The sequence below is a fragment of the Elstera cyanobacteriorum genome (genome assembly GCF_002251735.1).
Lineage (GTDB): Bacteria > Pseudomonadota > Alphaproteobacteria > Elsterales > Elsteraceae > Elstera > Elstera cyanobacteriorum.
The window spans coordinates 1-26374 of record NZ_NOXS01000024.1 but is presented as its reverse complement, the minus strand read 5'-3'; the positions used below and the strand labels follow the sequence as shown (position 1 = coordinate 26374).

Below are 26374 nucleotides of genomic sequence, written 5' to 3'. Positions count from 1 at the left end.
TTTCTACGGGCCAAAACAGAGGCGTGCTTGTACCGGGTGACTGGGGCAGAGTCAAGCGCAGTCTGTCACAGACCTGAAAGACTTCCGCCCCAGCGGCGAATCAGCGGTGCTTAAAGTTGGGCGGGCGCTTTTCGGCGAAAGCGTTCATGCCTTCCTTCTGGTCCTCTAGCGCAAAGCTGCTGTGGAACAGACGGCGTTCGAACTTCACGCCTTCCGCCAGCGTGGTTTCATAGGCGCGATTCACGGCTTCCTTGGCCATCAGCACCACGGGGCGCGATAGGTTGGCGATCTGGGTCGCGACTTTCACGGCTTCCTCGACCAAATCGGCCACAGGGATGATGCGCGAGACGAGACCGGCGCGCTCGGCCTCCGCTGCGTCCATCTGTCGCCCGGTCAGGCACATTTCCATTGCCTTCGACTTGCCGACGAAGCGGGTTAGGCGCTGCGTGCCGCCCGACCCGGGGATCGTGCCGATGGTGATTTCCGGCTGACCGAAGCGGGCATTGTCCCCCGCCAGGATGAAATCGCACATCATCGCCAGCTCGCAGCCGCCGCCGAGGGCATAGCCCGCCACCGCCGCAATCACTGGCTTGCGGGTATGGGTCACCCGCTCCCAATCATTGGGGCCGATGAAATTCTGCAAAAAGGCTTCGACGAAGGTTTTATCCTTCATTTCCTTAATATCGGCCCCGGCAGCAAAGGCGCGCTCCGACCCGGTGATGACGATGCAGCCGATCGCGTCATCCGTCTCGAAAGCATCGAGCGCGGCGGCCAACTCGGTCACAAGCTGCTTCGACAGGGCATTCAGCGCCTTCGGACGGTTCAGCGTGATCAGCCCCACCGGGCCGCGCGTTTCGGTCAGGATCGTTTCAAAAGCCATCGGTCTCCCCCACTCGATTGATTCTTATAAAACGGGCGCCAGCGTAAAGCGCACGGTGAGCACTCGGCCGGGCGGGCCGAATTCGAGGCGCAGGCTTTCGCCCTCGCGCCGGAACAGGGTTTCTTCCTCCCGCCGCCAACCGAGTTGCGGCAGGGAGGCGCTGTAGAACGCCAGCACACCAGCGCGGTCGGCCGCACCCTGCGCATAGGTGATAACGATCCGCCCCTGCGGACTGTCAAAACTCGTCGGCGCCTCGGGCGAGGCAAGGCCCGGCGCCAGCGGCACATCTTCCAGCCCCGCCACATAGCGGCGCTGCTGGGCCGCCACCGGCCCGGTCACAGCCACCGGCAGAAGGGCGAGGGAGCAAAGCAAAGAACGGCGGCGCATGCTGAAAACTCTCTTACGGCTGGCAGGTCGCACAGAAGAAGCTGGACCGGCCGGATTGCACCAGCCGTTCAATCCGCGCGGCATCCCCGCAGCGCGCACAGGCTTCCCCGGCCCGACCATAAACCTGAAACCGGTGTTGAAAATAGCCCAACTCGCCATTCGGCTGCTGATGATCGCGCAAGGTCGATCCCCCCGCCGTAATCGCCACCGCCAGAACCTCTTTCACGGCCTCTACGAGACTGGAAACTTCCGCGCGCGTCAAGTCTTTCGCCGGGCGGGTGGGATGAACCCTTGCTTTATACAAGGCTTCGCAAGCGTAAATATTGCCGATCCCGGCAACTTGATGCTGATCGAGCAACACGGCTTTGATTGGCGCGAGACGGCCTTCCAGGGCCTTCGCAAAGCTTTCCGCAGAAAACCCAGCCTCCAGCGGCTCTGGCCCAATATCGCGCAGCAGCGGATGCCCTGCTTCCGCCCCAGCCTCGATCCAATCGAGGGAGCCAAACCGGCGGGCGTCGTTAAAGCGCACCACCGGCCCCGCCTCGGTATAGAAAACCACATGATCATGGGCTTCCAACGTGTTCGGGCGCGCGGGGGAAATCACCATCCGCCCGGACATGCCGAGGTGGAGCAGCAGCGCATCGCCGCCCTCAAGATCGATCAGAATGTATTTCGCCCGGCGCCGCAGCCCGGTGATCTGCCGCCCGGTCAGCCGTTCCGCAAGGCGCGGCGGGAAGGGCCGACGCAGATCGGGGCGGCGCACCAGAACCTCGACCAGCCGCGCGCCGGACAACACCGGCTCCAGCCCCCGGCGCACGGTTTCAACCTCGGGTAATTCCGGCATTTAAGACCGTGGCGCGTGTTTGGCGAGGATACGTTGCAGCGTGCGGCGGTGCATGCGTAAACGGCGGGCGGTTTCCGAGACGTTGCGGTCGCATTGTTCAAAAACGCGCTGAATATGCTCCCACCGCACCCGTTCCGCCGACATCGGCAATTCCGGCGGCGGCGGCAACGGCGCCCCCGGGCCATTGACGCGCAGGGCGGCTTCGATGGCATCGGCATCGGCGGGTTTCGGCAGATAATCCACCGCCCCGGCCTTAACAGCGGCCACCGCCGTCGCGATATTGCCATAGCCGGTCAGCATGACGATGCGGATATCCTCCCGCGCTTCGCGTAGGGCGGCCACCACGTCGAGACCATTGCCGTCCGCCAACCGCAGATCGACCACCGCATAATCGGGCGGATCATCCTGCGCCTGGCGAATCCCCTCGGCGACCGAATTGGCCGTTTGGACGACGAACCCGCGCTTTTCCATCGCCCGGGCCAAGCGGGTCAGCAGCGGTAGATCATCATCCACCAGCAGCAGGCGCGGCAGATCGCCATCCGCCAGAAATCCGGGATCGGAAGCGTCGGGCAGCGGAGCATCGGTCATAGCGTTTCCCCGTTCGTCTTTTTATAACCCTACTACACGTATGGGTTCCCCCTGAGAGGGGTATCGGTTTTTCAAAGCGCTTACTAGGTCGTCGCGCGACAGTTTGCCATGCTTATTCCGCGGCTGTCTCGCGCGGCGACACGGGGACGATGGGCACCCCCCAGGTCTTGCCGCCCCAAGCCAGATCGCCAGTCAAGCGCGCCCGTTCCCAGGCGATCAGCACGCGCGCGCCACTTAGTCCATCGGCATCGGGGTCGATCTTATCGCCATTGCCGAATTCCACCGTCGCGCCGGTATGGGACAAGAGCGTCGTGGCGATGAAAACGCCCAGCCCCATATGGCCGCTCTCCCCCTCCCGCGTCGAAATATACGGCTCGCCCAGCCGGTCCAGCACGGTCGCCGGGAACCCCGGCCCATCGTCTTCGACCAGGATGGCGAGATCGTCGGCATCCCAGAAAACGCTCACCTCCACCCGGCTTTGCGCAAACTGCGTGGCGTTATGGATAAAGTTGGTCAGCCCATGCACGAGTTCCGGGGTGCGCGGCAGCGTCGGCTCGTCCCCCTCGCAGTCGGGATTGACGATCACCTCGACTTCCGTCGCCAGGGTTTCGGCGGCTTCGGCCAGTTCGGTCAGCAGTACGGAAACGGGGGTCAGGTCGAGCGGCGATTCGGATTTGCGTTCCGGCGCATCGGTCAGCCCGGCCAGAATTTCCCGGCAGCGCGCGGCTTCGCTCTGCAAAAGCTCGATATCGTCGCGCAGCGGACTATCGAGCGGCACGTCGCGCAGCAGCTCCTTCGTCACCACAGCGATGGTCGAGAGCGGGCTACCGAGTTCATGGGCTGCCGCCGCCGCAACGCCGCCGACCGCCGATAGGCGCTGTTCGCGCGCCAAGGCCATCTTGGTCGCCGTCAAGGCATTCGCCATGCTGCGCGCTTCCGCCGCAACGCGCCAGGCATAGCCGCCGACGAAGAGAACCGTCGTCACCAGCGCCACCCAAACGCCGCCGACATAAAGCCGGGGCAACGTCAGCCCAAAGGCATCGGGCCACGGCAGCGGTCGGAAGAAAAACGCCAGCAGCGTCACCGCGCCAATCGCCATCGCGCCCAGCGCCATCGTGGAGCGCAAGGGCAGGATCGTCGCCGAAATCGTGACCGGCACCATGATGATCATCGCGAAGGGATTATGCAGCCCCCCCGTGAGATAGAGGAGCGCACTGACCTGGGTGACATCGAAGGCGAGATGCAGCGTCGCCATCCGCCGCCCCAACCAAGAGGCGGAGGGCCGGACCCTCAGTAGATGCAAGTTCGCCACCGCCGAAGCGGCGATGACCAGCAAGCAGGCGCTGAGCGGCGTATCCAGGTGCAACAGAACTTCAGTGATATAGACCGCGAGCAACTGCCCACAGAGGCCGATCCAGCGCAGATAGAGCAGCGTGCGCACGCGCACCGCACCGCGCGTCGCCGGAAGTTCTTCGGTATTCAGCAGGGATCGGTTTGCCCGCCCGGGCAGGCGCGGAGCCGTCCAACCGCCACCCGCCGCGCGCGCCGCCCCAGGTTGTGGCTCAGCCGACGGCGCCGGGGCCTCCCCCGGTTCCGCCGCCCGTGCGGCCGCGCGATTCTGTTTCCACGCCCGAAATCCCAGCATGGCATGAGATATAGGACGGATCGGGGCTGGACGCATAGGGAGTCTGGATGCACCATCTGCCGCGATTAGACGATGCGACGGAACGTCACCATGACCCCCCACTTCCTTTGGGCGCCTTTCGATACGCTGACCGGGCGCCAAGTTCACGATCTGCTGCGGCTGCGGCAAGATATTTTCATCGTGGAACAAAACTGCCCCTACCCCGATATCGACGGGCGCGACCCCACGGCGGAGCATCTTCTGGCCTTCGATCCCAGCGGCAAGGTACGCACGCTGATTGGTGCACTGCGGCTGCTGGACGGTGCCGCCGCCCCGCACGGTAGCTCCCTCCCCGCGTTGCCCGCCGATCAGGCGACAACCATCGGGCGCATCGTTGTCGATGCGGCCTATCGCGGCGTCAAACTGGGCGGCACGCTGCTGGCGGAAGCCATCCGCCAGATCGAGGTTACCCGCCACACCCCGACCCTCCAACTTTCGGCCCAAGCGCATTTGCAGGGGTTTTATGGGCGCTACGGCTTCACAGCGGTCGGGGAGGAGTATCTCGAAGACGGTATTCCGCATGTGGATATGCGGCGACAGGCGGCAGGAGTCGCGGCGTGACCCCTCCCCTCCGCGTCACCGATCTCGTCAAACACTTCGGCCCACCCGGCACTCCGGCGGCGGTTGATGGGCTAAGCTTTAGCGTCGCCCCCGGTAGCGTTACGGCGCTGCTGGGCGGCAATGGCGCGGGCAAGACGACGACGATTTCGATGCTGCTCGGCCTCTTGGTCCCCACCAGTGGGCAGATTGAGGTTTTGGGCGTCGATATGGTGCGCAACCGCTATGCCGCCCTGCCGCGCCTCAACTTCTCCAGCCCCTATGTGGAACTGCCCTTCCGGCTGACGGTGGAACAGAACCTCGGCGTTTATGGCCGCCTCTATAACCTCCCGCGCCTTGCCGAACGGATAGACGAACTGCTGGAAGACCTCGGCCTAACTGCCCTGCGCAAGCGCCCGCTCGGTAGCCTGTCGGCGGGACAGAAGACGCGCGCCGGGTTGGCGAAAGCGTTGATCAACAAGCCGGAGCTGCTGTTGCTCGATGAGCCGACCGCCTCACTCGACCCCGATACCGGCGATTGGGTGCGCAGCTATCTCGCAGCCTATCGGCAAAAGACCGGCGCCACCCTGCTGCTGGCGAGCCACAATATGATGGAAGTGGAACGGCTCGCCGACCGGGTGTTGATGATGCGCGGCGGTAAGCTGGTGGACGACGATACACCGCAAGGGCTGATCGCCCGCTATGGGCGCAGCACGCTCGAAGAAGTCTTCCTCGACATTGCCCGCCAGAAAGACCCCGCATGAGCCTCCCCGCCTCCCTCACCCGCATGAGCGGGCTGATGCTGCGCCATGTTTACCTCATTCGCGGCTCGTATGCCCGGATGGCGGAACTCGTCTATTGGCCGACCGTGCAACTCCTGATCTGGGGCTTCTTCACCAGCTTCTTTTCCAGCCGCAGCCCCTATCTGGAACAAGCCTTCGGCGTGCTGATCGCGGGCGTGCTGCTGTGGGAAATTACCGTGCGCAGCCAGATCGGCGTCTGTTTGGCGTTCATGGAAGAAATCTGGTCGCGCAATCTCGGCAGCCTGTTCGTCACGCCGGTGCGGCCCATCGAGTTTGCGGGGGCCTTGGCCGGCATGGGCCTTGCCCGCGTCATCCTCGGCGTCGGGCCTGCCGCGCTGCTGGCCTGGGCGTTTTACGATTACTCCGTCTTCAGTATGGGGCCGGTGCTACTGCTGTTCTTTAGCCAGTTGATCCTCATGGGCTGGGCGATGGGGATTGCGCTATCCGGCATCATCCTGCGCGTCGGTCTGGGGGCGGAGAATTTGGCCTGGATGGGCATGTTCATCCTCGCCCCCATCGCTGGGATCTATTATCCGGTCGCCAGCCTGCCCGGCTGGATTCAGCCGATGTCCTACGCCCTTCCCGCCTCTCATGTCTTCGAAGGCATGCGCGCGGTGCTGTTCGGCCAGCCGGTCCCCTGGGGCCATCTGGCGGCGGCGATGGGACTGAATGCGGTCTATCTCCTTGGTGCGGCCCTGGTCTTCTCCGCCTGTTTCAACGCCGCGCGCCGGGCGGGGAAACTGCTGCAGACGGGGGAATAGTCAGAGGGTCTTTTCCCAGGTTTCGCCGACCAGCGACTGACCGAAACCCTGATACGGTTCGCTTTCGATCAACCGATAGCCCGCTGCTTCATAGAGGCGGCGGGCGGAAAGCAGGTTGGCGTTGGTCCACAGGCGAATGGCGCGATACCCCGCTTGCCGGGCGAAATGATCGCAGGCCGCCACCAGTTTAGCGCCGACGCCCAGGCCGCGCGCCCGTGCCTCGACATACAGCATGCGCAACTGCGCGATGCCGGGGGCACTTTCGACCAGCATCACCGACCCCAGAATCTCGCCGTCCCGCTCGGCCATCCAGCAGGCTTCCTTATCCGGCTGGAAGTTGGTGATAAAGCGCGCGGCGATCTCTGCCACCATGGCTTCGAAGCTGCCGTCCCACCCATATTCATGGGCATAGAGCAGCGTTTGCCGCTGGATGACCCAACCGAGATCGCCGGGCCGATGTGGGCGTAGCACCACAGGCCCCGCCTGCGCGCCGGGGGTGAGCAAGGACTGTACGGTCTTCAGCGCCGTCAGCAGTTTTGCCCGGTCCGGCGGGGACAAAGGCGCCAGAAGCGCAGCCACCTCCGCCCGTGATTGTGCTTCCAAAGGCTCGACTACCGCCCGCCCCGCCTCGGTCAAGGCCAGCAAATGCTGCCGCGCATCCTCCGGCGATTTACGCCGGTCGATCAGCCCCTGGGCGGTGAATTTCTTCAAGAGACGGCTAAGATACCCAGGGTCCAAGCCCAGATCGCGCGCCAAATCCGCCGCCGTCACGCTCGGACGATGGGCGATTTCGTATAGCACCCGCGCCTCGGTCAGCGAATAGGGGCTATCGAGCAGCCCTTCTTCCAGCACACCGATCCGCGCGGTGTAAAACCGATTGAACGCCCGCACGGCATCCAACACCTCGGTCTCTGGGGTCATGGCGGCCTCCTTATAATTGCTTATAGCAATCTTATTAATTGCCTTTGTCAATTATAGAGACAGAAAAAAGGCCAGAGGACAATCGCCCTCTGGCCCTTTCCGCTGAAGATTAACCGCCGCAGCGGCAGATCTTAGAACCCAGAGCGGCGCTGATTGCGACCGGCGGGCTTACCGCTAAAACTGCGACCGGCAGGGGCGCCCTGGCCGCCGCCCTTAAAGCGGTCGCCTTTCGGGCGGTCGCCGGTGCGCGGACGGTCGGAGCGTTCACCCTGCGGACGGTCACTGAACGACCGTTCACCACGCGGACGATCCCCGAACGGACGGTCTCCCTGGGGGCGCTCGCCACGCGGACGATCACCGAAGGGGCGATCCCCCTGAGGACGATCACCGCGCGGCCGGTCGCCGAACGGACGATCCCCTTGCGGGCGATCCCCACGCGGGCGGTCGCCGAAGGAGCGTTCCTGACGGAAACCATCCGGGCGCGGGCCATCCTGACGGGGACGGTCGCCAAACGGCCGGTCCTGACGCGGACGGTCGTCACCGCCCCGGGCTTCCATCGGGCGCGGGCCACGCGGCGCGGCGGGACGATCCGAGCGCGGCGGACGGTTTTCAAAGGAACGGCCTTCGCCGCCACCCTGCGGACGGCCACGGCCACCGCCACCATTGCCCCGACCCGGACGCTTAGCCGGACCGAAAGCGCGATCATGATCATCGCGCGGTTCGCGGCGGCGGTCGTCGATCGGCAAACGCTGACGGATCAGCGTTTCGATGGTGCGCAGATGCGGACGATCCTCATGTTCGACCAACGAAATCGCCTCCCCTTCCCGGCCCGCGCGGCCCGTGCGGCCAATGCGGTGGACATATTGTTCGGGGACGTTCGGCAGGTCGAAGTTGATAACGTGGCTGACGCCATCGACATCGATACCGCGCGCGGCAATATCGGTTGCAACCAGCACGGTCACGGAACCGTTGCGGAAAGCGGCCAGGGCCTTTTCGCGCTGCGGCTGCGACTTATTGCCGTGAATGGCTTCGGAGCGGATGCCTTCGCTATCGAGGTGGCGGACGACCTTATCGGCGCCATGCTTCGTGCGGGTGAAAACCAGCGAGCGGGTGATCGCCGGATCGTTCAGCAGTTCGGCCAGCATGCCGCGCTTATCGTCGCGATCCACGAAAATCGCCTTTTGAACGATGCGTTCGGCGGTGGTGGCGACCGGCGTGACTTCCACCCGTTCCGGCTGGTTCAGCAGATCCTTGGCCAGCTTGGCGATGCTGTCCGGCATGGTGGCGGAGAACAGCAGCGTCTGCCGTTCTTTCGGGATCATGCTCACGATCTGGCGGATCGGATGAATGAAGCCGAGGTCGAGCATCTGATCGGCTTCGTCCAGCACCAGAATTTCCACCTTATCGAGGAAAACGGCATTCTGGCTGACGAGATCGAGCAGGCGGCCCGGCGTGGCAACAAGCACATCCACGCCGCGTTCCAGCGCGCGCGCCTGGCGGAAAATCGGCTGCCCGCCGAACACAACGGCGGTGGTCAGCGGCAGGTTGCGGCCATAGAGGCGGATATTATCGGCAATCTGACCGGCAAGCTCGCGCGTCGGGCTGAGGATCAGCGTACGGCAGGTGCGCTTGAACGGGCGGATTTTCGATTGGCTGAGTTGATGCAGGATCGGCAGGGCGAAAGCCGCCGTCTTGCCGGTACCGGTCTGGGCAATCCCCAGCAAATCCTTACCCGCCAACAGGGTCGGAATCGCCCCGGCCTGGATCGGGGTCGGCGTTTCGTAACCTTCTTGCGCCAAAGAAGCGAGAAGGGCCTGGGAAAGACCCAGGTCAGCAAAAGTTGTCATTAAAAACTCGTCAAAACGGGCGCGGCCCGGCCTATCAGTGAGGCCAGGAGGCAGCGCGGGGATCAAGACGCCCCCCGCGTGTCCGGGTCGCCCTATCGGGAGGAGAGAGGCAGGTCGCTCTAAGCGTCGCACCCTTAATGCAAGGGCCGACAGAATCGCGAGCGGTCACGCGCTGCCAATATGTGGGCGAGAAGCTGACCTTTCTGCGCGGGAAAGTCAAGCCATGCTGCGACGCAGCAACGCAGGGCAGCCATGTTAACCGCACGCCGAACGCTGATCTTCCAGATATGCCCGGACGGAGGGATCGACAGAAAAGGCAATAGCTTGGTCGAAGGCGGCCCGGGCGGCCTCCCCGTCGCCCGCTAAGCGCAACAGATGGGCGCGTGCCGCCCAGAAGGGTTGATAGGCGGCAACCTCTGCCGGGTCGAGCGCGGCAAGTTGCGCCAATCCGGCTTCCGGCCCATAGGCCTCCCCAACCGCCGCCGCCCGCGCCACCGCCGCGCCGACCGAGGGGGCCATCTGCATCAAAACGTCATAGAGCGCGACCAGGGCCGTCAGCGGCACCGCCGCCCCCAGCCGCCGCTGACAGTGAAAGGATTGGATTGCGGCTTCCGTCTGAAACCGCCCGAACCGTCGCAACCGGGCGGCGCGGGTCAAAGCCTCCTCCGCCTCGATCAAGGCTGGGCGCGACCAAAGCGCCGTCTCCTGATCTGCCAGCGGGACAAAGCGCCCCGCCCCATCGCGCCGGGCCGCCGCGCGCGCATCGCAGTAACGGATTAGGGCCAGCAAGCCCAGCGCCTCCGGCTCCTCTGGCAGAAGCGCGGTAAGCAAACGGGCGAGATAAAGCGCTTCTTCGGCAAGCCCGACCGCTGTGCCGGGCTGTGCTTCCCAGGCCGAGCCATAGGCGGCATAGACGGCGGCCAGAACGGCATCGAGCCGCGCGGGCAGGTCGGGCGCCTCGGGCACGTCAAAGCGGATGCCCGCGTCGCGGATTTTGCTTTTGGCACGCACAAGGCGCTGGCCCATCGTGGCGGGCGGCACCAGGAAAGCCGCGCCGATCCGCGCCGCGTCCAGCCCCAGCACGGTTTGCAGCATCAGCGGCGTATGCACCGCCGGGTCGATGGCCGGATGGGCGCAAACAAACAGCAGTTTCAGCCGCGAATCGGGAAACGCTTCCGTGGCCTCCGCCCGTTCTTCCGCTAAGAGGTCAAGAGTCGCCGCCGCCCCAGCCTGCACTTGGGAGTGCCGGTAACTATGCCCAAGATGCCGCCGCGCCGCCGTTAGCAGCCAAGCCTCGGGCCGGTCCGGCACCCCCTGAACCGGCCAAAGCTCCAGCGCAGTCCGAAAGGCTTCGGCTAGCGCATCTTCCGCCGCGGCAATATCACGACTGCGGATCGCCAGCAGCGCGACGAGACGGCCATAGGAGGCGCGGGCGACCGTTTCCGCCGTGCGCTGCGCCTCCATATCGGGCCGCCTTACGCGCCGGGGGCGGGCATCGGCGGTAGAACCGGCCGCACTTCGACCGAGGCATAGCTGGCGGACGGGGCGCGCGCCGCCCATTCCAACGCCACATCGAGATCGGGAACATCGACGACAAAATAGCCCGCCAACTGTTCCTTCGAGTCGGCGAACGGCCCGTCCTGCACCTGGCGCTTCCCGTCGCGCACCCGCACGGTCGTCGCCGTATGGGGCGGCTGCAAGCCATGCCCGCCGACAACGATGCCAGAGGCTTGCAGGGCGCCAACATAGGCCCCCCACGCCCCCCAATAGCTGCCGCTTTGGACAGGATCGGTGCGCTGGGCGAACTGGGCGTCGGTTTCGCTGAAAATGATCATATACTGCATCGGATCGTCTCCCGTTGGTATCGATCACCCCAATCGTCGGTCGGGGTGGAGAGGAACGCTCCCCTCACCCCCATGAGCCGCGAGCCTGCCCGATTTCGACAGACGCAGATAAATTTTCTGCTTTTTATACTGGGCCGGAAACGCCCGCCTGCTCGAAGGTCGCCATACCGGTATGGCACTCGACCGCTGCCTTCAGAACCGTGACCGCCAAGGCCGCGCCGCTGCCCTCGCCCAGCCGCATGCCGAGGTCGAGAATCGGTTTCTTGCCGATCTTCTCGCACAGCAGCCGGTGCGCGGGTTCGGCGGACAGATGGGCGACCTGACAATGATCGAGCGCGCGCGGGTCGATCTTATGCAGCACTGCCGCTGCCGCCGTTACCACATAGCCGTCAAGTAGAACGGGGGTCCGGCCCATGCGCGCCGCCAGAATGGCACCGCAGATCGCCGCAATCTCAAGCCCGCCGACGGCGGCCAGCCATTGCATCGGATCATCCGCCACGCCCGCCGCCGTCAGCCGGTCGCGGTGCCGGGCGACGCCCGCCTGCACAACCTGCCGCTTCATCGCCAGCGCATCGCCCGCCACACCGGTTCCCGGCCCGGTCCAGTCTTCTGCCGTGCCGCCGTACAGCCCATGACAGAGCGCCGCCGCCACCGTGGTATTACCGATGCCCATTTCGCCGAGGCAGAGCACGTCGATGCCCTGCTCCACGGCCATCATGCCGTAGGCCATCGCCCGGGCACAGTCCGCCTCGTCCATCGCGGGCGCATCGACGAAATCCTGCGTGGGGGCATCGAGATCAAGCTCGTACACCCGCAGATCGGCGTCGATCAGCGTGCAAAGCTGGTTGATCGCCGCGCCACCCTGGATGAAATTTTCAACCATCTGCTTGGTCACGCTGGCCGGATAGGCCGAAACGCCGCGATCGGCGATCCCGTGGTTGGCGACGAAAACCGCAACGCGCGGCCGGGTCAGCTTCGGCGTCGCGCGCCCCTGCCACGCCGCCATCCACTGGCTGAGGTCTTCAAGCCGCCCAAGCGAGCCCGCCGGTTTGGTCAATTGCGCCTCGCGCGTCGCCACCGCGCTCGCCGCGCCCAGATCGGGCCCCGGCAGCTTGCCGAACAAATCGCGCAGTTCCTGCAGCGTCACCGGCGCATCGGGGGCGGGCGTATCGTTGGCGGGACGACCGGACGACGGGGTGGAACTCATGCGAAGGGACCTTTCCCAAATCTCGACTGCGGGCCTTGCCCCTATAGCCGGGCTAGCGCACAACCACAAGCGCGCAACGCACCGAAAAAGCCAAAGGCGGCGGCACCTTGGGCGGAAACGGAAGCGATTGCCATGTGCCCGATTGTCCGCCACTTGTTTTGTCACCATGACAGTACCGTCCCTGCCCCGCCGCCTCGCCCTTGCCGTGCTGTTCCTCACCCGGATTCCGGTGCGGCTCGATCCACCCCCGACAGCCGCCGAGATCGCTGCGGCGGGGGACTGCTTCCCCGTGATCGGCGCCGCCATCGGTGCGGTAACGGGCGGGCTGTTTTGGGGGCTTTCGGCCGCTGGCCTGCCCGCGCTTGCCGCCGCCGGGCTGGCGCTGGCGGCGCAAATGGCCCTAACCGGCGCCCTGCACGAAGATGGGCTGGCCGATATGGCCGATGGGTTCGGCGGCGGCCTGACCCGTGACCGCAAGCTGGAGATTATGCGCGACAGCCGCCTCGGTACCTATGGCGGCGCCGCGCTAGTGCTGTCGCTGCTGATCCGCGCCGGGCTGCTTGCCGCCACACCGCCTGCCGCCGCCCCGGCGCTGCTCGCTATCGCTCAAGGCGCGTCGCGCTGGCTGCCGTCCGCCCTTAGGATCGGCCTGCCCGCCGCCCGCCGCGCAGAGGAGGGGGGCGGGCTGACCGCCGCCGTCGCAGCAACCGATGCGCTGCCGGTCAGCCTACGCGCCGCCGTACCGAGCCTGCTGCTGCCGCTTCTTCTGGAGGGAATAACCGCTACGCTGGCGGTCGCCCTTGCCCTCGGCCTTGTCTGGTGGGCAATGCACCGCCTGTGCCGCCGTCAAATCCAAGGCGTCACCGGCGATACCCTCGGCGGCAGCCAACAAATTGCTGAAATCACCCTTCTTTGTCTTTTGAGCCTGCAATGACCGACACAACCCGCTTCTGGTGGCTGCGCCACGCCCCCACCGCCGCCCAAACCGAGGGCCGTATTCCCGATGCCGACGCCGAGGCCGATGTATCGGGTGCCGCCCGCCTTGCCACGCTGCATCGCCGCCTGCCCGCGCGGGCACTCTGGATCGCCTCCCCCACCCGCCGCGCCGTGCAAACGGTGAAGGCCCTTACCCATGTTCGCCCCCTCCTGATACCGGCCCTAACGGAACAGGATTTCGGCGCCTGGACCAGCCAGCGCCACGCCGATTTGTGGGACAGCGGAGAGGCCGCCTATCGCGCTTATTGGGACGATCCGGTCTATAAGGCCCCGCCCGGCGGCGAAAGCTACGCCGCGCAGTTCGCCCGCACCGCCGCCGCAATCCGGGATTTGACGACCGAGCATACAGGCCTTGATCTCATCCTCGTCGCCCACGCCGGAACAATCCGCGCCGCCCTGGCGCTAGCCTTGACCGAGGGCCGTCAGCCGCCGCCGCTGGCCGCCAGCCTGGGGTTCTGCATCGACCCGCTATCACTAACGCGGATCGATGCCATCGGCCCCGGTTGGCGGATCGGCGGCGTCAACCTGTTATCGGAAGACGACGCGCGTTAACGGCTCGCAAGGACGGCGACCTCCGACCGGGGTTATCGGAGCCTGCGAAACGCCACGCGACCGACAGTGCAATTAGACGGGAGTCGCCGAGATTTCGCTCTTGCCAAGCCCCCTGACCAAAGCTAGTGTGCGGCCCGCATCGCCTGTGGGGTTTCCCCAAGGCCCGGTTGCCGGCTTAGCTCAGGGGTAGAGCAACTGATTCGTAATCAGTAGGTCCGCGGTTCAATTCCGCGAGCCGGCACCAGTTTACTAAAAAAATGAGCGTTTTAGGGATTGGAAGCCATAAACGGTTTTCTTTCTGTCGAGGAATACAAGCGACTAAAGCTGCTCGACCAGCAAGCTTTCATGGCGGCTGATACGCCGAAGCATTTCCTCGCCGATATTGAGCTGTTGGCCGCCGGTAGCCCCACTAGATTCCTGTCGGACTCGAACGGGGATCGGTTATCCGCTACGCCTGTCTCTGGGCCGATGAAAGCGCGCAAGGACACGAGAAGGGCCACTAGGTCCACCTGTGCAGCGTGTCGCCAAGTCTTACCCAGCCAGCCGGGAGACGCAACGCAGCCGGTTGGTATCGCGAACGGCACATGGGGAAGGCTCCCCCCGAACACGCGACATATTATTCTCGCCAGCCTTAAGACGTGGCCTTTTGGAATGGCGCCGCCGTGCGGACCCCATAAATGACTCCGCTACAATCTTATTTAAAAATAAAATTTTCTATTGTTCACCGAGCCAATTTTCAGAGAACGCACCCTCCCTAAACTGCGTTCCGCCGCCATCAACAGTGTGGCCGCAAACATGGCGATAAAATGCATCCTGTCGGGCACCAGCAGGGGCAGCAGCATCCAGGGCCAGCAGGCGCCGATGCAGGCGAGGGTGAAGCCCACGGCACCGTCCCGCCCGTGGGCATGGCAGCGGCGCAGGCTGCGCTGTTTCAAGGCGGTTATCTGCCACAGCCCGGCGATCAACAACCCATAGGCTAGCGGCGCGCCCGGCAGCAGCGATAGGGCGAGGGCAAAGACCATCACCCCCACACCCACGATCAGCCAGAGCGTGAAATAGATCCCCACAAACGCCAAACCGTCGCGCCACCGCCCGGCGCTAAGCGGGGCGGCCAGCAGCGGCGCCATCATCGCCGCAACCATGATCCCCCACATCATCAGCATTGGCCCGGGCGGGTTCAGCAGCATCAGCAGGGCCAGCGCGTCCCATCCCCAATCTAGCCAATGATGAAAGCTAATCCCGCATTGCCCAGGCAGCGCGAGATGCCCCCCCCTATGCCAGAGCACCCCCCAACCCGCCGCGGCCACCATCAGGAGAAGAATTTGCAGCGCCGACGGACGCAACGTCATGATGCTTCTCCTCATCCTGTCAGGATTGATCTTTTTATCGGCACCAACCCAATATTATTATGCGTGTGCTTATAGCATGACTTCTTTTTTAAAATTTTAAACCTTTGTGACTGATTAAATTTAAAATTGCGCAAACCTGCTTATTATGTATTTAAATACGATGCGATCGTCAAAGGATATCGCGCCTTATAAGCATATTTATATATGGGAAAGGTGTCTCATGCGGCGAAATTTGATCACGCAGACCCCCGGTTGGCGGGTCTCGGCGGTTCTGGCGGGCGCGGCGGTGATCGCCCTGGGGTTTGGTGGCGCGCACGCGCAGCAACCTGCCCAGCGCAGCTTTCTCAATCCGCCGCTGCTGAAGCAGACGCCGCTGCCCGCCCCGAAGATGAATTACGCCCTGCCGACGGGCAAGCCCCACACCGGGACCGAACGGGCGTATGACCTTGCCATCAAATATACCGAAGGCGATATCTACGACCCAACGACGGATACCTATCAGAAGGTCCGTCTGCGCAGCTATGTCGGCGATACCGACAGCAAATCCCCCTTCATCGCTCCGCTGATCGAAGCGGCGCCGGGTGATACCGTGCGTGTCTCACTGGATAACCAGCTTCCCGACGATCCGAGCTGCAATAACGCCAGCGGCACGCCCGACAGCCCCCATTGCTTCAACGGCACCAATCTTCATTCCCACGGTCTATGGGTCAGCCCGACCGGCAATAGCGACAATGTGCTGCTGTCGCTGAACCCCGGCGTGAAGTTCCAATACGAATATAATATTCCCGCCGATCATCCGGCCGGCACGTTTTGGTACCATCCGCATCGCCACGGCTCTACCGCCCTCCAGGTGTCGAGCGGCATGGCGGGCGCGCTGATCATCAAGGGCGACCGCAAGCCCCAGGGCAAGGCGGGCAGCGTCGGGGCGACCAATGGCGATCTCGATACGCTGCTGGTCTCCGCCGGGGCGGACGCCAAACCTTTCCCCGACCGCACTCTGGTCTTCCAGCAGATCCAATATGCCTGCACCGGCACCGAGGGGAAGCTGAAGTACAATAAAGACGGCACGATCGATTGGAGCTGCAAACCCGGCGAAACCGGCGTGATTGAAAGCTACAATCAGTTCGGCCCCGGCACCTGGCAACAGTCGGGCCGCTGGACCAGCATCAACGGCACCGTGCTGCCGACGTTCTTGGGCCTCGAAGCCGGGCAAGTCGAACGCTGGCGCACGATCCACGCCGGGGTGCGCGATACCATCAACCTGCAGATCGTGCGGGCGAACTTCAACGCAGTGAATGGCGCACCGACGCAGCCCACCAAGGCGACCCTGCCGACCTTCCTGAAGCAGATCTGTTCTGGCTTTGAGGTGCCCTATCAGGTCGCCGCCGCCGATGGTCTGACCATGAAGGATACGTTCACCAGCACGAATGTAACCCTTCAGCCTGGCTATCGTTTCGATCTGCTGACCGTCTTTCCCGAAAGCGGCGTTTATTGCTTGATGGAACCCGCGACGCCGAAGGCGGGCAGCGTGTCCAATCAAGACGAACCGGTGAATTTCCTTGGCTTCGTCTCGGTCGGCGGCAGCAAGAAGATCGCCCCGGCGGATGTGACCAAGGTGCTAGTGGAAGAACTCACCAAATCGGCCAAGGCGCATATGCCCGCCGACGTGGTGGAGGAAGTCGTCGCCGACCTGAATGCCAAGGATAAGGACGGCAAGCCGACGCCGAAGCTGACCCGCTTCGTCCCGCACCCGACCGTGACGGAGGAAGAGGTGAAGGCTTCCGGCCAGAAGCTGGAAGAATTGGTGTTCTTCATCGGCACCGGCGATGCCAACGCGACGCAGTTCGCGGTCGGCAATAGCTTCGACGTCATTCCCTATGCCGATTATCTGGTGCCGAAAGGCGCCGCTCCCTACGACCCTACCCGGTCGGACCGCAATCTGTTGCTCGGCGCGACCCAACAATGGGAACTGCGCTCCTACAGCGTCAGCCACCCCTTCCATATTCATGTGAACCCGTTCCAGATCGTCGGGGTTTATGATCCGAATGGTAAGGACGTCAGCCTGCCCGGCGTGACCGAGGCCGATGGCGACAATCAATTCGCGGGCCTAAGCGGCGCGTGGAAGGATACGATCTTCGTCAAGACCAACCTTAATCCGGGCCAATTGACCAATCCGCCGAAGGATTACTACCGCATCGTCATCCGCACCCGCTATCAGCGCTATATCGGCGAGTTTGTTCTGCACTGCCACATCCTCGACCATGAAGACCAAGGCATGATGCAGAACGTCACCATCGGTATTCCCGACGGTAAGGGGGGCCTGAGCCATGCCCACCACTGAGACCCTGCTCGACGCACCGGTTTTCTATGCGGATGTTCAGGCGCTGCTGGCAAAGGCGGCCAATGGCACCGTGGCCGATCACGGCGGCTTGAAAGCCTTCTGGACGCTGGACCGCGCGGCGCTGCTGGACGCCAAACTTTTCGATCTGCCGCTGATCGCGCCAGAAGTTGAGCTGACGTGCTGCGGCAATCCGGTGAAAGGCGGGGCGTCACGCTCCGCCCGCTCGGCCCTCATCAAAGGGCTTAAGGGCGAAGCCCCCTTCGACGGCGCGCAATACCCCCGCCTGCCGTGGGGCGGCATCGCCCTGACAGCAGCAGAAATCGCCACCGTGGCGCAATGGATCGATGATGGATGTCCTGGCGAAAGCCGGGCCAGCCTGAGCACCGAGATTGAGGATGGCGAGGCAATGCCGCGCGTCGAGGTCGTCGGGCTGGCGGGACCGGTCTTCGGCCTGCTAACCGGCGATCCCAACGCCTATCATTACGAGCGTGGCGAACCCGTGCAGCGCATGAACCTCGACTGCATGAGCGACTGGCAGATTGAGCGGCTGCGCCTTGCCTTCCGAGGGCTCTATGAGCTGAACAAATGGACGGAGGATGCGCGCAACTACAATAACCTCGCGCTGATCCACCAGAACCATTGCCAGCACGGCTGGGAACGTTTCCTACCGTGGCACCGCGTCTATCTTTATGAGTTCGAGCAGGCGTTGCAGGCGATCTGCCCCGATGTGACCATGCCCTACTGGGATTTCACGATGGCGGCCTATCACCCGGAACAGCCGGAGACGGGTCAACGCATCCCGCAGTCCTTCATGTGCTTCCTGACCGAAGCCGCGCTGCCGGAGCTCGTGAAGGCCGGGCTGCCCGCCGAGCAGGCGAAAGCGCTACAGCCGATGGTCGGCCAGACCTTCTATAGCCAGGATACCTTCTTCGCGGCGGTGACGGCGGCAACCGGGGTGGATTATTCTACTAACCCGCTGCGCCCGGCCTTCCTTGATGTGCTGCTGGAAGCCAATTCGCTGTGGTATCCCCTGCGTTACCCCGGCGAATACAACGGCAAAACGATCAATCAGGCCATCCACTACCATTACCCGACCGCTGACGATATTCGCCAAATTCTAAGCCTGCGCACCTACCGCGATTTTGGCGGCGGCAGTCTTTACAACGACAGCTTCGGCTTCCTCGACCAGAACCCGCATAACACGATGCATATCTGGACCGGGGGGATGAACCCGCAGTACGACCCCAATACGCCTTCGGGCGTGCGGGTTTCGGGGCGACGCTTCCACAAGCGGGAAGACCTGTATAGCCAGCCGCAGTTCGGCGATATGTTCAGCAATCTGACGGCCTCCTACGATCCCGTCTTTTGGCCGGTGCATTCCAACATCGACCGCATCTGGTGGGAATGGCAGCAGACCCACCCGGACAGCCTGCCGCAAAACCTGGATGCGGTGATGACCCCCTGGGGGTATACGGTGCAGAACACGCTCGATATTCATCGCTTCGGCTATGAATATGTCAAAAGCACCCATATCGTCCCGGTCGGGCTGACCGCGCCGGTTGGGCGGTTCCGGTCCAAGGAAATTCCGGTCCCGGCGGCGGTCAAGGCGGGCTTCGGATCGGCGGAGGTGCGGTTGCACCGCGTGCCGCAGCTCCCGCGCTCCTGCTTCATCCGGGTCTTTTTGAACAATCCGCAGGCCGACGCCAGTACGCCACTGCGCCCCGATACCGGCTATGCCGGGTATCTCGCCGTCTTCGGTCACGGCCCCTGCTACGGCGGGCCGGGGCATTGCGATATTCCCAGCGTTCAGGGCCGGGTGCAGGACCGCGCCAGCGATCCGCGCAATCGGACGATGAATACCCCGCGCAATCACCGGATCGATGTCACCCAGACCGTCCGACGGCTGATCGACGCTGGCGCGGCGCAGATCACCCTGACCCTGGTGGTGATCGGCGCGGATTATCAGGAAGACAAGGAATTGCTGCGCCTCGACGGCGTATCGCTGAACTTCCACGATTAAGGCCGCCGCAGAGCACGCCCTTGGTAAGGGAGTGCTCTGCCTGAGCGCGAGGGAACCCGAATGGCCACCACCCCCCGGTATCAGATTCACCCCGCTATCGGCATCGCCCGACTGGGGAATAGTCCCGACGAGTTTTATATTGCCCCCGAACATCCCGCCGCCCGCCCCATCGAGTGCGACGCGCTTGGCAACCCGAAGCGCACGCCCGATGGGCTGAAGGACATCCCGGTTTCGACCTTCAAAGATGCCGAAGGCCGCATCAAGCGCCAGGCCGCCCGCTTCCAACTCTATGTCTACGACGACGAGCACCCGGACGGTCGGGTGCTGAAAATCGGCGACCGGATCAAGGGCGGCGGCAATAGCGGCACGCTGGTCGATATTATCTGGCAGGTCCATGTCGCCAATAAAAAGGCGGTCTGGTACGAATTTCGCGGGCTTTCCGGCGAAACCGGCTATCCGGCGGACCATCCGCGCCGCAATGCCGATATTACCGACCCGAACGCCCGCCAGCAGTTGATCATCGACCCCGGCCCGCAGATCGTGAACCTGCGCGACCGGCGCCGGGCGGAGTTTAGCCGCGACGGCAACCCCGGCTATGCCACCACCTTTCCACCGAAAGGCCTCTGGCCGAAGGATATCGACACGCTCGGCACGGCGCTGGTCGATGACGACGGGCGACTGCTCGTCCTCGGCGGTTTCGGCAATTCCGGCAGCTACAAAAGCGGCGTCGGTCAACCGCGCATCGATAATTACGCCAATACCGACGGCTGGTTCGACGATACCGCCGATGGCTCGGTCACGGCGCGGCTGGTGATGTTTTCGGAAGACGTGCAGAGCACCCGCTTTATCGACGTCGAATATCCCGCCTGGGTGATCAGCGGCTATCCGCGCTATGCGCCGGAAATGCTGGATATGATCACGCTTGATGAGGTGATCGAGGATGTCGCGGTCCAACAATTCGCCTATCGCCCCGATCTCTACGGCACGGCGGGCACGTTCAAAGACCCGCAACGCATCGATCCCCACAACGAAGGGGAATTGAGCTTCTGGCGCGACGGCAGGCTGGAATGGAACCCGGACTATAAACCGTGGTTCTGGCGCGATATCTGGCCGATTTTGTTCCGTCCCAATGAATTCAATTGGGTCAGTAATATCCTGCTGCAATCGAATATGCCGCACGACCAATCGCAGCGCGGCACCTTCGATCCCTACCGGCTGGGCGAACAGCCTTTCCTGTCGCCGGGGCAATTGAAGCGCCGCAAGGAGTTGGCCCTCTACAGCCATTCGCTCGGCACCCTCGGCGCGGAAGCGCTGGAACCGGCCCTGATGCGGCGGGAACGGGATGCGCCGGATGGGGCCGATCTCGACGGATTGATCGTCAAACTCAATCAGGCGTTTGCCGATTTCGTTCAGACGGTCGCGCCGCTGAAACCGGAAGAAACGCCGGACGCTTACTTAAAGCGCTGGCAAAAACTGCATCAGGCGCCGACAGAAGCCTATGAAAAAGCCGGGCAAACCCTGCGCGATGCCGTTCACACCCTGCTGGTGCCGCCCCAGGCCGTCACCCGGTTGCTGGCGCGGCGGGCGGAGAATAAGGCCGCCAAACCCGCCGATCCGAATGAACATTTGGTCGATGCCATCGCCCGCGTCCTGACGGAATTCCGTTCCGGCAGGCTGCTGGTGCAGGCGTTTGAAGCGGCGGAACTAGCGGCGCTCAACGATCCCTATGGGCCGATGCGGCAGTTTCTATTCGATGTGCTGCGCCGTCCGGGGGAGGAAAACGTCTTCCGCGTCCAGGGCGATCCCACCACGCGCACCTACCATCTGCCGCTGATGCCGCTGCTGGCGGGCGATAATCCCAAGTATAATGACACACCGTCGAAGTTCCTGCGCCTGACCGACCTGCAGCTTTATCTGCTGCGGCAATGGGCGGAAGGGAAATTCATCAACGAGGTAACGGCGGGCTTCGTTCCGGCGGCTGCGGTCAATCCGTGGCAGCCCTACCCGCGCGGGCCGATTGTTACCGGACGGCAGCTCGACCAAGGTGTGCTCAGCAATATGCTCGGCGGGGCGTTTTTCCCGGGGGCGGAGGTCTGCTGGATCATCCGCAACCCCGGCGTTTGGTACGAACCATACCGGCTGAAGGCCGACCCGACCTTCGCCAGCTTCGCGGAAACCGCCGCCCAAGCCAATGCCCGCCGGGGCACCGTCAACCCTATGACCTATATCGGCTATGCGGAAGACGATCTGTCCCAGGACAGTAATTACGCCGTGGGCCTGCAACCGGGCGATCTAACCAAGACCAGCGCCCTGCCCTGGCAGGCGGATTTCAACGAATGCACCACCCAGACCATCAACATCACCTATGAGATGTGGAACCAGATCGACCCGACCAATCCAGCCGATCCGGTGATGGCGCGCGAACAAAAGACCTGGGAAACCATGTGGTGGCCCGCCCATCGCCCGCTGCAAGTGGCCGAATTAATCGACGACGGCAGCGGCAATCTTCAAACCACCAGCGCCCTCAACTGGTCGCGCGGCATTCCGCAAACCAGCGCGGGCGATTTGAAAATGGTGACGGGCTGGACCGGCCTTAGCTTCGTCGTCCTCAACCCCACCCTGCCGCCCGATGTGCTCAACAGCCCTCAACTCGATCAGCCGCGCTTCATCGGCGTCGAACGTGGAAAGGATACGCCATGACTGCCCCGCTCAATCCCTTTATCGGCACCTGGGCTTATCGCAGCCTGCTGAACGATCCCAATCTTGCCACCGATTTCAACGATCTGGAATTTGGGCGCGGCACGTTAGTCATCGCCCAAGATGCCGCCGGATCGCTGACCGGCACCATCGGCGGCCCCGGCTGGCAGTTGGCGCTGTACGGCGGGTTCGGCTTCGGGTCGGCGGAACCGACGCGCTTTCGCGGGTCGGGCGTCGTCAATGGCGAGGAATGGATCTACGATTATTTCGCCCTTGCCGTGCCCGTCTGGCCGAATAGCAGCCCGACGCTGCAAACCCCGGCGCTGATCGGCTCCATCACCCGCGTTATCCCCCATTCGGGCAGTTCGCCGGGGACGGTGAACCCCGCCGGGGTCGTCGCCTCCTTCTACGCTGTCCGGCAGTCGGTGTGACCGACCGGGTCGATATCGCCATCGTCGGCGCCGGTCCTGCGGGATCGGCGGCGGCGCTGGCGCTCAGGGCGCACGCCCCTGGTTTGACGGTTCGGCTGCTCGACGCCGGTGACGCCCCCCGGTTCAGGCCGGGGGAAGTGCTACCCGCCGCCGGGGCCGAAATGCTCCGGCAGTTGGGCGTGGCGGCGGCGGTGGCCCCGGCTGCCGTCCCCGCCCCGGGCCTCGCGCTGCTCTGGGGCAGTGACCGGGTGGCTGAACGCAATGCCCTGTTCGCGGCACAGGGCGGTGACTGGCACCTCGACCGCAACCGCTTCGATCAATTGCTCGCGCACGCCGCCGCCGAACGCGGGGCTAAGCTGGACCAGAAAGCCCGCGTCACCACTGCCCAACCGCTACCGGGCGGCGGCTGGCGATTATCCATCGCACACCGCCCGCCCCTCGACGCCGGTTTCACCATCTGGGCTACCGGGCGGCGGCGCGGTTTTTTAGGGGCCGTTGGGGCGAAACCCCAAGTAAGCGACCGGCTGGCCGCCCATCTCGCTTTCTATCGGGAAGAGACGCCGGGCGACCACCGGTTTCTGCTCGAAGCCACGCCAGAGGGCTGGTGGTACGCCGCCGCACCCCCCCGCGGCGGGCGAACCATCGGCTTTCTGACCGATGCCGATCTGCTGCGCCAAAGTTTCCGCGACAGCCCCGATTGGGCGGCGCGCTTGGGCAAAACCACCCTCATCGCGGCCGGATTGAGTCAAGGCGCAACCCTCCTCGGCACCCATACCTGTTCAGCCTCTTCCAGCGTGATTTCCCCCCTCACCGGTCCCGATTGGATCGCGGCGGGGGACGCCGCCTGCACGTTCGAGCCGCTCTCCTCGCAAGGCATCGCCAAGGCCCTCCGCTCCGGCTGCTTCGCCGCCTATGCCGCGCTCGACTGCTTGGACGGCAAAGCCGATACCGCGCGCGCCCGCTATGAGACCTTGGTGCAGGGGGAATTCAGCCACTACCGCGCCACCCTTGCCCAACATTACCGCGCGGAAACCCGCTGGCCGACGGCAGTGTTCTGGCACCGGCGCCTCGCACACTCCGCGTTTCCGGCGGACATGCGGACAGCCCAGCCGCACCTGACGCTCGAAGGTGCTCGATAAAGTCGGTCACCTGTCTCGGGCAGGTATTACCAGCCGCAGGCCTCGGTCAAAGCCGTCTCAGCCTCAGGGGGTAGCCCGATCCGGGCGGCGACGGCGCGGTCCGCCATGCCCCGCGCGAATTGGCCGAGCGCGTAGCGGTAAGCACCAGACGGATGATCCCGCGCGATTTGGCTCAGGCGCGGCAGATCCATCGTCAAGATCGTGCGGACGCGCACTTGGGCGGCCAACGCATGCCCCGTCGTCTCCAAGACGCACAGCCCGGCCTCCATCGCCTCCAGACAATCGCGCAGCACGTCAAGCTGCGCCTCGCGCTGGGTGATCGACGAGCCATCAGCCCGCACCCGCCACTGCACGATCACATCGGGGACGACATCGAAGCGACGGGCGCGCGCATACATGGTCTGGGCGACGATTTGGTCCTCATAAAGCTTCCCCTCGGGGAAGCGCAGACCGTGGCGGACCCAAAAATCATGCCGACTGACCTTGGACCAAGCCACGATATTCGCGGAGGCCTCGGGGTGCGCGTCAATCGTCGTGCCGATGCGCTCCGGCGCCGTCGCTGCCGCGATCCAGGGCTGCACCTCGCCCGCCGAATAACCGCCGTCCGCGTTGGGGCGCAGCCGCACATAGGCGCCGAGTACGAAATCGCTACCGCTCGCCTCAAGCATGCCGACGAGGCGCGCGAGCGCCCCCGGCATCAGCACATCGTCGGCATCGAGAAAGCCGACATAGGGCGTCTCAACGTGACCCAGGCCAATATTGCGCGCGGCCCCCAGACCGCCGCACCGGGAAAGCCGCACGGCGCGGAACCGCGGATCAGCCGCCGCAGCGCGCTCGAAGATCGCGCCGGTCGCGTCGCTGGAGGCGTCGTCGACGAGGATCGCAACCCAGTTGGTCAGGGTCTGCGCCTGCAACGAGGCGAGGGCCTCCGGCGCGTAAGGCGCAACATCAAAGCCAGGAACGATGAGGGTCACAAGGGGGCGGTGGCGCATTCGGGCACCATAGCCTGTATCGCGCCAACCCGCCGCAGCGAAAGCCCGATATCCTCCCCCTGTTTTCGACTGGCATGATTGGCTACCTTGCAGATGCATAAAGACTCTGTCTTTTCCGGGAGCCTACCAGCGCATGACAAGGATCGAGGGCTTTCCGCCAGGGTATGAAATCGCGCCGATGACGCGCGCCGAAGCCGATCAACTCGGGGACTGGGCGGCAGAAGAAGGATGGAATCCCGGCCTTGCCGATATCGATGTCGCCTGGGGTTATGATCCCGGCGCCTTTATAGCGCTGCGCCAGGATGGCGCTCTCGCGGGTGGGGCCAGCATCATCGCCTATGGCGGCACCGCCGGGTTCTTGGGCCTCTATATCCTGCGCCGCGACCTGCGCCGTCAGGGGCTGGGACGCCCCTTCTGGCAAGACATCCTCCGCCGCCATCGAACCCGCTTAAAGCCGGGGGCGCCCATCGGCCTGGACGGCGTCTTCAACATGGCCCCCGTCTATGCTGCCGATGGGTTCACGCTGCTCTATCGCGACCTGCGCTATGAAGACATCGCCCAGGGGCAAGCCGATGCAGGCGCGGTGGCGCTGGACCGGATCGGGTGGGACGCGGTGCTAGGGTACGACGCAGCGGTCTCTGGTCTCGACCGCGCCGATTTCATGCGTCGCTGGCTAACGGTGCCCGGCGGCAAGGGCTTTGCCGTGCGGTCGGAAAGCGGGGCGATCAGCGGCTATGGCTTTGCCCGCCCCTGCCACAGCGGCTACAAGATCGGACCGCTCTATGCCGACAGTGCGGAAGACGCCGGTCGCCTGCTAGAAACCCTGCTCGCCGCCATCGCTGGCGCCCCGGTAGCGCTGGACGTGCCGGAACCAAACCGGCCTGCCCAACACCTCGTCGAGGCGCGTGGCTGGCGTCAATCCTTCGGCTGTGCTCGCATGGTGCTCGGCGCCAACAGCGCGCCGCCGGTCTCCCGGGTCTTCGGTGTCAGCTCTTTCGAATTCGGCTGAAGTCGGTCATCCAGCCTGAATGGCCTCAGGTTAAAATGAGAAAGCCGCTGATCTCTGAATGAGATTAGCGGCANGCGAAAAGGGCATGGAAGGCTTGCGCAGCTACTGCAAACTGAAAAGCGTGGTGGCGCGGATTTAATCCTGCGATATCTGCTGCCCCCGCCCCCAAATAGAGCGGTCGGCAGCAGCCTCTACCCGCAGTTCCACCGATCCCAGAATAAAGAGATAACAATCCCCGCAGATCGTTTGATTTGCGGGGATTTTGGTCTTTTTTGGTTGCGGGGGCAGGATTTGAACCTGCGGCCTTCAGGTTATGAGCCTGACGAGCTACCGGGCTGCTCCACCCCGCGTTATTTTTTTGCGCTATCGGCTTACGCCTACTTGAGCGCGCTTGTTTGTCCTACCGCGCGTAGCGCTACTTGAGGACGGTGTTTGTTTGTCCTACCGCGCGTAGCGCTGCTTGAGGACGGTGTTTTTTGCGCTATCGGCTTGCGCCTACTTGAGCGGGTTTATTTTTGGAGAGGGTGACGGAGTTATATGTGTTG

General features: G+C 64.0%; 23 protein-coding genes and 2 tRNA genes. 12 read left to right on the top strand and 13 right to left on the bottom strand.

Annotated elements, in window-relative coordinates:
• Positions 1-100 precede the first annotated feature (100 nt).
• From CHR90_RS02550 to CHR90_RS02530, 5 genes are all read right to left on the bottom strand, one after another.
• The gene (locus tag CHR90_RS02550) at positions 101-880 is read right to left on the bottom strand and encodes an enoyl-CoA hydratase (protein ID WP_094407409.1); all 780 of its coding nucleotides are present in this window, start codon (positions 878-880) and stop codon (positions 101-103) included.
• Positions 881-904: 24 nt separating this feature from the next.
• Positions 905-1267, bottom strand: a complete 363-nt coding sequence (locus CHR90_RS02545; RefSeq protein WP_094407407.1) for a hypothetical protein — start codon at positions 1265-1267, stop codon at positions 905-907.
• A 13-nt stretch (positions 1268-1280) separates the two neighbouring features.
• Positions 1281-2111 carry a bifunctional DNA-formamidopyrimidine glycosylase/DNA-(apurinic or apyrimidinic site) lyase gene (mutM, locus tag CHR90_RS02540; protein WP_094407405.1) on the bottom strand — a complete coding sequence of 277 codons (831 nt, stop codon included), beginning with the start codon at positions 2109-2111 and terminating at the stop codon, positions 1281-1283.
• Positions 2112-2699: an ActR/PrrA/RegA family redox response regulator transcription factor gene (locus CHR90_RS02535; protein WP_094407403.1), complete on the bottom strand. Its 588-nt coding sequence runs from the start codon at positions 2697-2699 to the stop codon at positions 2112-2114.
• A gap of 112 nt (positions 2700-2811) precedes the next feature.
• Complete coding sequence (locus CHR90_RS02530; RefSeq protein WP_094407400.1) at positions 2812-4344, bottom strand: ActS/PrrB/RegB family redox-sensitive histidine kinase; 1533 nt, start codon at positions 4342-4344, stop codon at positions 2812-2814.
• A gap of 90 nt (positions 4345-4434) precedes the next feature.
• Here CHR90_RS02530 and CHR90_RS02525 point away from each other — a divergent pair, with 90 nt between their 5' ends.
• The 3 genes from CHR90_RS02525 to CHR90_RS02515 are packed head-to-tail and all read left to right on the top strand — an operon-like array spanning position 4435 to position 6484.
• A complete protein-coding gene (locus CHR90_RS02525; RefSeq protein ID WP_094407398.1) occupies positions 4435-4944 on the top strand; it encodes a GNAT family N-acetyltransferase in 510 nt (169 codons plus the stop codon).
• Entirely contained in the window at positions 4941-5684 is a 744-nt protein-coding gene (locus CHR90_RS02520; RefSeq protein WP_094407396.1) for an ABC transporter ATP-binding protein, read from the top strand. The genes CHR90_RS02525 and CHR90_RS02520 overlap by 4 nt, the downstream gene beginning before the upstream one ends.
• On the top strand, positions 5681-6484 hold the full coding sequence (locus tag CHR90_RS02515) for an ABC transporter permease (protein ID WP_094407394.1): 804 nt from the start codon (positions 5681-5683) through the stop codon (positions 6482-6484). Before CHR90_RS02520 ends, CHR90_RS02515 begins: the two co-directional genes overlap by 4 nt.
• Here the strand turns inward: CHR90_RS02515 and CHR90_RS02510 are convergent, their stop codons facing one another.
• The 5 genes from CHR90_RS02510 to cobT form a co-directional block, all read right to left on the bottom strand.
• Complete coding sequence (locus tag CHR90_RS02510; protein ID WP_094407482.1) at positions 6485-7405, bottom strand: bifunctional helix-turn-helix transcriptional regulator/GNAT family N-acetyltransferase; 921 nt, start codon at positions 7403-7405, stop codon at positions 6485-6487.
• Positions 7406-7536: 131 nt separating this feature from the next.
• Entirely contained in the window at positions 7537-9252 is a 1716-nt protein-coding gene (locus CHR90_RS02505; protein ID WP_094407392.1) for a DEAD/DEAH box helicase, read from the bottom strand.
• 255 nt (positions 9253-9507) lie between these two features.
• A complete protein-coding gene (locus CHR90_RS02500) occupies positions 9508-10716 on the bottom strand; it encodes an RNA polymerase sigma factor (RefSeq protein WP_094407390.1) in 1209 nt (402 codons plus the stop codon).
• 11 nt (positions 10717-10727) lie between these two features.
• Complete coding sequence (locus CHR90_RS02495; RefSeq protein WP_094407387.1) at positions 10728-11096, bottom strand: YciI family protein; 369 nt, start codon at positions 11094-11096, stop codon at positions 10728-10730.
• 124 nt (positions 11097-11220) lie between these two features.
• Positions 11221-12303 (bottom strand): nicotinate-nucleotide--dimethylbenzimidazole phosphoribosyltransferase, encoded by a 1083-nt coding sequence (gene cobT, locus CHR90_RS02490; protein WP_094407385.1) that lies wholly within the window; start codon positions 12301-12303, stop codon positions 11221-11223.
• A gap of 166 nt (positions 12304-12469) precedes the next feature.
• Between cobT and cobS the strand changes: the two genes are divergently transcribed.
• From cobS to CHR90_RS02475, 3 genes are all read left to right on the top strand, one after another.
• Positions 12470-13237 carry an adenosylcobinamide-GDP ribazoletransferase gene (gene cobS / locus CHR90_RS02485; RefSeq protein WP_094407383.1) on the top strand — a complete coding sequence of 256 codons (768 nt, stop codon included), beginning with the start codon at positions 12470-12472 and terminating at the stop codon, positions 13235-13237.
• Positions 13234-13851: a histidine phosphatase family protein gene (locus tag CHR90_RS02480; RefSeq protein WP_094407381.1), complete on the top strand. Its 618-nt coding sequence runs from the start codon at positions 13234-13236 to the stop codon at positions 13849-13851. Before cobS ends, CHR90_RS02480 begins: the two co-directional genes overlap by 4 nt.
• Before the next feature lie 169 nt (positions 13852-14020).
• Positions 14021-14095 (top strand) — tRNA-Thr (locus CHR90_RS02475).
• A gap of 454 nt (positions 14096-14549) precedes the next feature.
• On the opposite strand, the gene CHR90_RS02470 is transcribed toward CHR90_RS02475, so the two are convergent.
• Entirely contained in the window at positions 14550-15200 is a 651-nt protein-coding gene (locus CHR90_RS02470; RefSeq protein WP_170941265.1) for a copper chaperone, read from the bottom strand.
• Positions 15201-15420: 220 nt separating this feature from the next.
• Here CHR90_RS02470 and CHR90_RS02465 point away from each other — a divergent pair, with 220 nt between their 5' ends.
• The 5 genes from CHR90_RS02465 to CHR90_RS02445 are packed head-to-tail and all read left to right on the top strand — an operon-like array spanning position 15421 to position 23828.
• Entirely contained in the window at positions 15421-17541 is a 2121-nt protein-coding gene (locus CHR90_RS02465) for a multicopper oxidase family protein (RefSeq protein WP_094407377.1), read from the top strand.
• Positions 17528-19561, top strand: coding sequence for a tyrosinase family protein (locus CHR90_RS02460; RefSeq protein WP_094407375.1), 2034 nt, complete (start codon positions 17528-17530; stop codon positions 19559-19561). Before CHR90_RS02465 ends, CHR90_RS02460 begins: the two co-directional genes overlap by 14 nt.
• Before the next feature lie 60 nt (positions 19562-19621).
• The gene (locus CHR90_RS02455; protein ID WP_094407372.1) at positions 19622-22261 is read left to right on the top strand and encodes a LodA/GoxA family CTQ-dependent oxidase; all 2640 of its coding nucleotides are present in this window, start codon (positions 19622-19624) and stop codon (positions 22259-22261) included.
• Positions 22258-22689 (top strand): hypothetical protein, encoded by a 432-nt coding sequence (locus CHR90_RS02450; protein WP_094407370.1) that lies wholly within the window; start codon positions 22258-22260, stop codon positions 22687-22689. Before CHR90_RS02455 ends, CHR90_RS02450 begins: the two co-directional genes overlap by 4 nt.
• Positions 22686-23828 carry an NAD(P)/FAD-dependent oxidoreductase gene (locus tag CHR90_RS02445; protein WP_094407368.1) on the top strand — a complete coding sequence of 381 codons (1143 nt, stop codon included), beginning with the start codon at positions 22686-22688 and terminating at the stop codon, positions 23826-23828. The genes CHR90_RS02450 and CHR90_RS02445 overlap by 4 nt, the downstream gene beginning before the upstream one ends.
• Positions 23829-23854: 26 nt before the next feature.
• Here the strand turns inward: CHR90_RS02445 and CHR90_RS02440 are convergent, their stop codons facing one another.
• Entirely contained in the window at positions 23855-24820 is a 966-nt protein-coding gene (locus CHR90_RS02440; RefSeq protein ID WP_094407366.1) for a glycosyltransferase family 2 protein, read from the bottom strand.
• 133 nt (positions 24821-24953) lie between these two features.
• Here CHR90_RS02440 and CHR90_RS02435 point away from each other — a divergent pair, with 133 nt between their 5' ends.
• On the top strand, positions 24954-25829 hold the full coding sequence (locus CHR90_RS02435) for a GNAT family N-acetyltransferase (RefSeq protein ID WP_094407364.1): 876 nt from the start codon (positions 24954-24956) through the stop codon (positions 25827-25829).
• A gap of 273 nt (positions 25830-26102) precedes the next feature.
• Here CHR90_RS02435 and CHR90_RS02430 read toward each other — a convergent pair.
• Positions 26103-26179: transfer RNA gene (locus tag CHR90_RS02430), tRNA-Met, on the bottom strand.
• Positions 26180-26374: the final 195 nt, after the last annotated feature.

What these genes read in the sequence shown, in the direction of transcription:
- CHR90_RS02550 (WP_094407409.1), bottom strand. Translation starts at nt 880, where the DNA reads ATGGCTTTTGAAACGATCCTGACCGAAACGCGCGGCCCGGTGGGGCTG.
- CHR90_RS02545 (WP_094407407.1), bottom strand. Translation starts at nt 1,267, where the DNA reads ATGCGCCGCCGTTCTTTGCTTTGCTCCCTCGCCCTTCTGCCGGTGGCT.
- mutM (WP_094407405.1), bottom strand. Translation starts at nt 2,111, where the DNA reads ATGCCGGAATTACCCGAGGTTGAAACCGTGCGCCGGGGGCTGGAGCCG.
- CHR90_RS02535 (WP_094407403.1), bottom strand. Translation starts at nt 2,699, where the DNA reads ATGACCGATGCTCCGCTGCCCGACGCTTCCGATCCCGGATTTCTGGCG.
- CHR90_RS02530 (WP_094407400.1), bottom strand. Translation starts at nt 4,344, where the DNA reads ATGCTGGGATTTCGGGCGTGGAAACAGAATCGCGCGGCCGCACGGGCG.
- CHR90_RS02525 (WP_094407398.1), top strand. Translation starts at nt 4,435, where the DNA reads ATGACCCCCCACTTCCTTTGGGCGCCTTTCGATACGCTGACCGGGCGC.
- CHR90_RS02515 (WP_094407394.1), top strand. Translation starts at nt 5,681, where the DNA reads ATGAGCCTCCCCGCCTCCCTCACCCGCATGAGCGGGCTGATGCTGCGC.
- CHR90_RS02510 (WP_094407482.1), bottom strand. Translation starts at nt 7,405, where the DNA reads ATGACCCCAGAGACCGAGGTGTTGGATGCCGTGCGGGCGTTCAATCGG.
- CHR90_RS02505 (WP_094407392.1), bottom strand. Translation starts at nt 9,252, where the DNA reads ATGACAACTTTTGCTGACCTGGGTCTTTCCCAGGCCCTTCTCGCTTCT.
- CHR90_RS02500 (WP_094407390.1), bottom strand. Translation starts at nt 10,716, where the DNA reads ATGGAGGCGCAGCGCACGGCGGAAACGGTCGCCCGCGCCTCCTATGGC.
- CHR90_RS02495 (WP_094407387.1), bottom strand. Translation starts at nt 11,096, where the DNA reads ATGCAGTATATGATCATTTTCAGCGAAACCGACGCCCAGTTCGCCCAG.
- cobT (WP_094407385.1), bottom strand. Translation starts at nt 12,303, where the DNA reads ATGAGTTCCACCCCGTCGTCCGGTCGTCCCGCCAACGATACGCCCGCC.
- cobS (WP_094407383.1), top strand. Translation starts at nt 12,470, where the DNA reads ATGACAGTACCGTCCCTGCCCCGCCGCCTCGCCCTTGCCGTGCTGTTC.
- CHR90_RS02480 (WP_094407381.1), top strand. Translation starts at nt 13,234, where the DNA reads ATGACCGACACAACCCGCTTCTGGTGGCTGCGCCACGCCCCCACCGCC.
- CHR90_RS02470 (WP_170941265.1), bottom strand. Translation starts at nt 15,200, where the DNA reads ATGACGTTGCGTCCGTCGGCGCTGCAAATTCTTCTCCTGATGGTGGCC.
- CHR90_RS02465 (WP_094407377.1), top strand. Translation starts at nt 15,421, where the DNA reads ATGCGGCGAAATTTGATCACGCAGACCCCCGGTTGGCGGGTCTCGGCG.
- CHR90_RS02460 (WP_094407375.1), top strand. Translation starts at nt 17,528, where the DNA reads ATGCCCACCACTGAGACCCTGCTCGACGCACCGGTTTTCTATGCGGAT.
- CHR90_RS02455 (WP_094407372.1), top strand. Translation starts at nt 19,622, where the DNA reads ATGGCCACCACCCCCCGGTATCAGATTCACCCCGCTATCGGCATCGCC.
- CHR90_RS02450 (WP_094407370.1), top strand. Translation starts at nt 22,258, where the DNA reads ATGACTGCCCCGCTCAATCCCTTTATCGGCACCTGGGCTTATCGCAGC.
- CHR90_RS02440 (WP_094407366.1), bottom strand. Translation starts at nt 24,820, where the DNA reads ATGCGCCACCGCCCCCTTGTGACCCTCATCGTTCCTGGCTTTGATGTT.
- CHR90_RS02435 (WP_094407364.1), top strand. Translation starts at nt 24,954, where the DNA reads ATGACAAGGATCGAGGGCTTTCCGCCAGGGTATGAAATCGCGCCGATG.